Source organism: Methanimicrococcus hacksteinii, from assembly GCF_032714515.1.
Lineage (GTDB): Archaea > Halobacteriota > Methanosarcinia > Methanosarcinales > Methanosarcinaceae > Methanimicrococcus > Methanimicrococcus hacksteinii.
On record NZ_JAWDKC010000024.1, the window covers coordinates 43,254 to 50,049 of the forward strand.

Here is a 6,796-nt window from a genome sequence, read left to right on the forward strand (position 1 = left end):
AATGCATACCCTAAGTTAGTCAAAAACAAAATAAATCAAAAATAAATTTGAACGGAAGAAAAAATCAAAAAAAAGAAACAAAGGATTAAACGTCTTCCAAATGAAGATTGTCATCCTTGCTTTTAATCACTTCAAATCGTCTTTGTTTCGGCGCCTCATCAAGAGGATTGTCATTGTCATCCTCGCTCTTTTTGCCGATCTCGACATCTTCGGCTTCTTCTTCTTCATCGACTGCCAAAAGATGAGTTTGACCTTCTTCGTCTTCGTATGTCATTTTTGCATCTTTGAGCAGAATCACATAGTCGGCGGAATTCTTCAAGGCAATCGAAAAGCCCGGCTGAATGCCGAAAATAATCGTTTCTTTTCCTTTCTCATTGGCTTTGTTGAGAAGCGGTTTAAAATCAGCGTCACGCGTAACGATTGCGATCGTATCGATATTTTCGTTGTAAACCAATTCCATGCCTTCAACGGCGAGGCGGACATCCACGTCGCTGGAACAAATAATCGGCTCCAAACCGTGATTTTCAATCGCTTCAATCAGCTTGTTGGACGCATATTGGTTGATAAACACCTTTCCGATTTTGACGTTGCCGTATTCCTTCAAAACGTTTTTGATTTCGTAAAGGTCAACGTTGAATTCCTTGCGGATAACGTTCGGCCCGTCAACCAAAAGGCCGATTCTCTTCCGCTCGTTTTCTTTTTTGGAAGATAAATATTTTGTAATAGATCCGAATCCGGATTTTGTATTCGCCATAATTTCAAGACCCGTATAATGATTACCTTGACGGTCTCGCCCGACGCGGCACAGGCCGTACAACCTTAACACATGATTAATAATTATAATAATTACAATAAATACTGAATTAATACTTGAATTGATAATTACATACTCAAATACTGCAAACACGCAGCGCACAACGATCATAACCGCTATTTAAAAACAAACAAATCCAAAACTCGTCTGTTTTTTAAATATTGGTACAAAGATAATTGTTATTTTTCTTATTTGATTGTTCCGTTTGAATTGTCATGATTTCGGTCAGATTCATTCTGTTGCGTTCAAATCTTTTCCAAAAGACTGAATTTCCGAATCGCTGATCGAACTTTTTGTTTCGGCTTAAAATCAAAGTATTTCTTCATCCGGCGCCCTTCTTTTCTCCGGTGAAAAAACAATTCTCCGCCGTACGTTGAAAACAGCGCGTAAGCCGTCTCAAATTCTTCAAAATCTTCGGCCGTCAGCTCAATCAAATATTTGGAATCCGTGCTGAAAACTTCAAGCAGAACAATTTCCCGAATCCGTTTCAGCTCTTCCGTCTGCGGCTCGGCATCAAAATAAAGCGTATGCCGCAGGCCCGGAAGCCAGCAGGCATACATCTTTTTAAAATCAATGACCACAATCGGAACACGCTCGTTCTCCGGCGGTTTCAAATAATTTCTTCCGATAAACGGCGAATCGGTCATTTCAAACTCCAAACATCTCGATTATGTCAATCATCTGTTTCAATATTGATGTTTCAATATCGATGTTTTATCAATATTCATCCATTTTCAACATCATAATTGTCAATAACTATTCTGCTGCCGCATTTTATCTTTCAGGCGATTGCGGTAATAATACCCGAACGCCAATCCGATAATCAGACCGCTCAAATGAGCCGCATGCGCAATCAGGCTGCCGCCTCCCATGAAGAGAACACTGATAAAAGCGTAAACCAAGACCATGTATTTGATTTTAATCGGAATCGGGACGAAAAACATATAAATTTGGAGGTTCGGATTAATTGCGGCAACCGCACCCAATACGCCGTAAATGGCACCGCTTGCGCCGACCAGGCCGACACCCGTGTTTCCTTCAATCAAAATGAATCCGAGTGCGGCAACAATGCCCGACACCAAATACATGAATACAAACGATTTGTTTCCGATCAACTTTTCCAAGTATCGGCCGAACGAATACAGCACAATCATGTTGAACAAAATGTGGAAAATATCCGTCGGGCTGTGCATAAACATATGCGTAATCAGCGTCCATGGCCGGGCAATGATGTAATCAATGCTTGAGCGCAGGATACACATGTCATAAATAATCAAACAAATCGGATTTTGGAACAGAACTGCACCCAATTCGATAATTTGCATGACGGCGCAAATTAAAATAATCATGTAAGTCGGGCTGCTTAAGATTTTCTTCCAAAGCGGCGGCGACCGCGCGGCTGTATAACCGTGCTGCTGTTCAAACCGGTCTTTGTCGTAATAATCGGCTTTCGGCGGATTTGTTTCTTTGGACGCGCCCGAACCGTAAGTTCTGGTGTAAACGCGCGCCTGTCCTTCTCCCATATTCACCCCTCTCGGATCGACAAAACAATTGTGATTTTGCCTTGAAACGTGTTCGGAACAATACGTTTTTCCGCAGACGCTGCAAATCGCCTGCGCCGGCTCTTCCTTTCCGCATGCCTGACATCTTGTCATGAAAAATCTCCGTGTTTCGCGTGCTTTTTTCGGATTAATCCGTTTCAATCTTGAACAAAACACCCGTTCCGGCCAATGTCAAATGCACTTTGTCGCCGAGTCTCAAAACATCATCGAGCGTTATGTTTGAATCCCATTCGTAAACATAGTCATACGGCCCGCGAACAAGATTAAATCCCAGGGACATCAGGCGGCTGTTCACTTCCGAAGGCGGAGAACAGGTTCCGTCGCTGTTGTACCAAATCTGCAGATAAGTTTTCATGATTTTCTATTGAATTTCTTTATTTATTATCTTATCCCGATTCTCTCTTTTTAATTATTATTTGAAAAAAAGCATCCGGTTTTGGGCATTTTTTAAAAATTGAGCTGTTCGCGCGCGGGCGGGCAAACATACGAACGATAAAACAAAATAAAGCAAAAATAGAACAAAAATAAAGCAAAAATAAAGCAAAAATAAAACTAAAATAAAACTAAAATAGAAAAAAAAATCAAAAAATAAAAAAACAAAATGAAAATGCTGAAACGCCGAAAAATTCCGGTTGTTTTGGAATTTCCGGCATTTTAAACAAAATTAATTCGACAAAACAGCGTCTAATGCCTGAACAATCATTTTCTTGTATCCCGAAAATTCGGGCGTGTAATGAGTCAGCGCATTTTGAATGTTTTCATTTTCCGTTTCGTTTGTCTGCAAATAATTCTCGGCGGCGGAAATTCTTTCGTATGTTTTTTCAGCTGTTTCCAGCGTCCAGAGGTTCCGGTCTTTTTCGTCCGTTTTTTGAATATATTCGGGACGGATTGAAAGAATGGTGTTGCCGTCATCGGCTTTAAACGCGGTGACTTTTCCGACGACCGTCACGAAAGCGGGCGTTTCGGCCTCTGCCAAAAAGCGCATTGCTTCGGCTTGGTACTGGCCGGCGTAAACCGTAAACGTTCCGGTCGGATCGGCAATTCTTGCGCGGTAATATTCCGACGCCGTTCCGATGTTTTCAACTTCCGTTAAAACGCCCGAAATTAAGATGCGGTTGGCTTTTGCACCCGTCGGCGTTAAAACGTACTGAGGAGCATATTGTTCTTCTTCTTCCCGATAAACCAAATCGGAATCCTTCAATTCTTTCGCAAACATACGAACGGCAATTTCTCTGAAATATCCGGGCATTTTAAATCACCTTGATTTCTTCAATTTCGTCTTCGGACTCATCAGTCGTGTCGTCGGCATTGCCGGCGTCGGAGTCCATCGAATTCAGCATTTTTTCAAACTTTTCAAAATCGGAATTTGACGGTGTTTCAAATTCCTGCGTTTCAGCCAATTCCGAAATGTCATTCAGCTCTTCGGCGCTGAAATTTTCGATTTTTTCCATTTCGGTCGAATCGGCATTGGATTCTTCTTCTTCAGATCGGCCGGGTTGGCTCGATTGACTTAATTCTTCGGCAATCAAACTTTTCAGCCAAACCGCTTTGCTCAAATCGGCAGACTCTGCCCGCTCAACGTTTTCGGCAATAATGTAGCGGTCGGTTTTTGCGCCGCTGACGGTGTAATATTTCCCGATGAATTCGTTCTTGATGATATCGTTGATGCATTCGGGATCCAATGTTTCCGTTGCCGTTAACACGGCGTCTTCCAAAGACATGCCGAGCAGCTTTTCCGTCAGCTCGCAGTTGATGATTGTTTCATGCGCTTGCGTGCCGTCGTCAAAAACGGCTTTAATCCGAAGATCATATTTTCCTTTCAGCCGGCCGTGTTCGGAACACATGCCTTTGGCCATGACTTTGCTGCATTCCGGGCATCTGCGGATCAGTCCGGATCCGGCCTGGATGTCAACAGCGCAGCCGCAGACTTCAAAAACAGAAGGCTTTGCAATGATTTCTTCGTCAATTTCTTCGATTTTTCCGGCGCGGTTCACTTCAATAAAGAAGCTGCCGTTCCATTCTTTGACGAGCACGTTTTTGAACAAATATGATTTTTCCGCTTCAAGCTGTTCCACTTCGGACGTTTTCCAAACCGTAAAGCGCATCGTTCCGGTTTCATCGCCGAGAATGCCGGCAAACGCAATGCTTTCATGCGTTTTTTCAAAAATCTGAACGACATTTGCTTTCAAATCCGTCCACAAACCGTTTTGAGAAAGTTCGGAAACGGTCCGCATCTCATTGACCCGTTCTTTCATTTCGCCGGCCGCATAATCGCCGGATTTGACAACCGTGATCTCTTCTTCGGAACCGGTGACAACCGCGGCTTTGTTCAAAGAAATGCCGGCTTTGCCGTTCCAGGATTTGACAATCACATTTTTAAAATCATATGTTTTGTTAAGCTCAAGCGGCTCAATTTCAGAACCGTTCCAAATCGTGAACTTGACGATTCCGGTTTCATCGCCGACCAAACCGGCCTGAGCGATACTTTCATGACTGTTTTCCCAAACCTGAATCACTTTTCCCGTGAGATTCACCCAAGTGTCGGGCAAACCCGCCATCGCCGAAATGTCGGCCACTTTTTTGGTGACAGCCGTTCCTTTGCCGGCAAAAACTTTGGGTTTTGCAATATTGAATTTTTTCAAATACGCATTTGTTACGCTTCGCTGCGCTTCGGCGGCCGGAACTTTGAAAATTTCCGTTAAATTTTTGAGCTTTTCTTCAATTTCGGCCGCGGGCACATCCGCCCCGTTCTCGGTCAGCATTTTTTGTATCGTCATGACGCGATCGGTCAGATCGTTTGACGCATTTATTTTTGTCTCATTAAACTGAATCGATTCGGCTGAATCGGCAAGTCCTGTTTCATTCATATCTGTCATTCCTTTAGACCTCCGGTTATTTTCGGATAGATTTGAGTAGGTTTTTTGGGAGGCAGAATTCTTTAAAACGCGAGAATATAAAGAAAAAAGCGAAGTTCGGTGAAAGTATTAAACAAATTTTGTGAGCTTCGCTCACAAAATTTCAGGGGCGGGGGGAGGGAGGTGCTCGCAGAAAAATGTTCGCTTCGCTCACATTTTTATGGCTTCGCCGTCGATGGGAGGGGGGGTGTTTACTGAAAAATGTTCGCTTCGCTCACATTTTTTGCGGCTTCGCCGGTGTGTAACAGTTGCGGCCACCGCATTTGAGCCGGGTCGGAGCTGCAAAGGCAGTTGCAGCCGCCGCATTTGAATCGGATCGGAGCTGCAAAGACAGTTGCAGATTGTAAATTTAAGCAGGAACAGAGTGCAAAAACAGTTGCAGATTGCAGATTTTAGCAGGAGCAGAGCTGTCAAAAACAGTCAGGGATAGAACTTGGGCAGGGGAGGGTGATAAATAAAATGGGGGGAAAAAATTCAAAACAATCTGTTTTTATTTTTGTTGATTAAATAAAAAACGCCTGTGAATAAAACCAAAATTAATATCAGTACCACGATAATTAATATAATTTCTATGGGTCCTAAGCCTCCGAATATCAATTTCATTTCTCCTGTTATTTTTCCGTTGTTTTTTAATTAATTTTTAATTTCAATCCTGAATGGTCTCATCTTTTTCCAAAGCAACCGGTTTTTTCTTTTTTTCGTCTTCCGCCTCCAAAATCCCTTTTTTAACGGCGCCTTTAATGATATAATAAAGGGCAGTCAGAAAAATTGCGGCAGGAACCAAATACAAAAGCAATACTACGAAAATTACTAAAATTTCAGTTATACCCATTAACATTTTTACACATCTTTTTCTTTTTCGATTTTTAATTCGGCAGTTGCTTCTTTCATTGCTTTTTGAACAGCTTTTCGGATAATATAATAAAGAGGAAAAAGAGCCAGCAAAAAAGGAATCATAAATGATAAGTATTGAGTCGGTTCAAAACTAATTTCCATATATCCAGTTATCATTCAATAAATTATATAAAAATGAATCGGTCTGCCTCTTCGACTTTCAGCGGCATCGTTGTCGATTGGGGCGGATGTTTATGAATACAGTCGCGGAATGAAAACTTGGCAGGGCGGAAAAGCGGTCGGGGCGAGCTTCGCCGCCCCGATTATTGTTCCGCTCTTCGGGGGCACGGCAAAGCTGCGCCGGTCGCCGCGCGCGTGAGCCGCATTTCTCAACATTTTTTAAAAAACGCAGTCCGCTTTTCTCATAACAGTCGCGAAACAGAACGGTAAGGCCAAGCAAAGTCGTGCCGCCAATCATTCGTGTTTCACAACACAATTCGAAAGCCCGGTAATTTCCACAATGTCGCCGTTGTCGGGACTGTGAATAATCGTTTGCCTAAAAATTGCTCACTTTGTTCGCAATTTTTCAATGGGCAATCGGAGGACAGTGTTTGCAGAAAAATCGCTTCGCGATTTTTAGAGGCTTCGCCTTTAAAAACAGTCGCGAAACA

At 42.7% G+C, this 6,796-nt stretch carries 8 protein-coding genes and 1 pseudogene; all 9 read right to left on the reverse strand.

Going from position 1 to position 6,796, the window contains the following annotated elements; genetic code table 11:
- Positions 1-271: 271 nt before the first annotated feature.
- Positions 272-754 (reverse strand): annotated as a pseudogene (locus MmiAt1_RS07605) (TIGR00288 family NYN domain-containing protein); the annotation flags it as partial.
- Between the two features lie 305 nt (positions 755-1,059).
- Positions 1,060-1,461, reverse strand: a complete 402-nt coding sequence (locus MmiAt1_RS07610; RefSeq protein ID WP_318786288.1) for a hypothetical protein — start codon at positions 1,459-1,461, stop codon at positions 1,060-1,062.
- Positions 1,462-1,563: 102 nt separating this feature from the next.
- Positions 1,564-2,469, reverse strand: a complete 906-nt coding sequence (locus tag MmiAt1_RS07615; protein ID WP_318786289.1) for a rhomboid family intramembrane serine protease — start codon at positions 2,467-2,469, stop codon at positions 1,564-1,566.
- 34 nt (positions 2,470-2,503) lie between these two features.
- Entirely contained in the window at positions 2,504-2,731 is a 228-nt protein-coding gene (locus MmiAt1_RS07620; RefSeq protein WP_318786290.1) for a hypothetical protein, read from the reverse strand.
- Positions 2,732-3,040: 309 nt separating this feature from the next.
- The gene (locus tag MmiAt1_RS07625; RefSeq protein WP_318786291.1) at positions 3,041-3,625 is read right to left on the reverse strand and encodes a DNA-binding protein; all 585 of its coding nucleotides are present in this window, start codon (positions 3,623-3,625) and stop codon (positions 3,041-3,043) included.
- Between the two features lies 1 nt (position 3,626).
- Positions 3,627-5,252, reverse strand: coding sequence for a replication protein A (locus MmiAt1_RS07630; protein ID WP_318786292.1), 1,626 nt, complete (start codon positions 5,250-5,252; stop codon positions 3,627-3,629).
- 685 nt (positions 5,253-5,937) lie between these two features.
- Complete coding sequence (locus MmiAt1_RS07635) at positions 5,938-6,129, reverse strand: DUF6019 family protein (protein WP_318786293.1); 192 nt, start codon at positions 6,127-6,129, stop codon at positions 5,938-5,940.
- Between the two features lie 2 nt (positions 6,130-6,131).
- A complete protein-coding gene (locus tag MmiAt1_RS07640; protein ID WP_318786294.1) occupies positions 6,132-6,287 on the reverse strand; it encodes a hypothetical protein in 156 nt (51 codons plus the stop codon).
- Between the two features lie 323 nt (positions 6,288-6,610).
- On the reverse strand, positions 6,611-6,796 hold a 186-nt coding region (locus tag MmiAt1_RS07645; protein ID WP_318786295.1), incomplete at its 5' end, for a hypothetical protein.

Bases quoted from the DNA above. Each gene is read 5' to 3' on its own strand.
- MmiAt1_RS07610 (WP_318786288.1), bottom strand. From the start codon at position 1,461: ATGACCGATTCGCCGTTTATCGGAAGAAATTATTTGAAACCGCCGGAG.
- MmiAt1_RS07615 (WP_318786289.1), bottom strand. From the start codon at position 2,469: ATGACAAGATGTCAGGCATGCGGAAAGGAAGAGCCGGCGCAGGCGATT.
- MmiAt1_RS07620 (WP_318786290.1), bottom strand. From the start codon at position 2,731: ATGAAAACTTATCTGCAGATTTGGTACAACAGCGACGGAACCTGTTCT.
- MmiAt1_RS07625 (WP_318786291.1), bottom strand. From the start codon at position 3,625: ATGCCCGGATATTTCAGAGAAATTGCCGTTCGTATGTTTGCGAAAGAA.
- MmiAt1_RS07630 (WP_318786292.1), bottom strand. From the start codon at position 5,252: ATGACAGATATGAATGAAACAGGACTTGCCGATTCAGCCGAATCGATT.
- MmiAt1_RS07635 (WP_318786293.1), bottom strand. From the start codon at position 6,129: ATGTTAATGGGTATAACTGAAATTTTAGTAATTTTCGTAGTATTGCTT.
- MmiAt1_RS07640 (WP_318786294.1), bottom strand. From the start codon at position 6,287: ATGGAAATTAGTTTTGAACCGACTCAATACTTATCATTTATGATTCCT.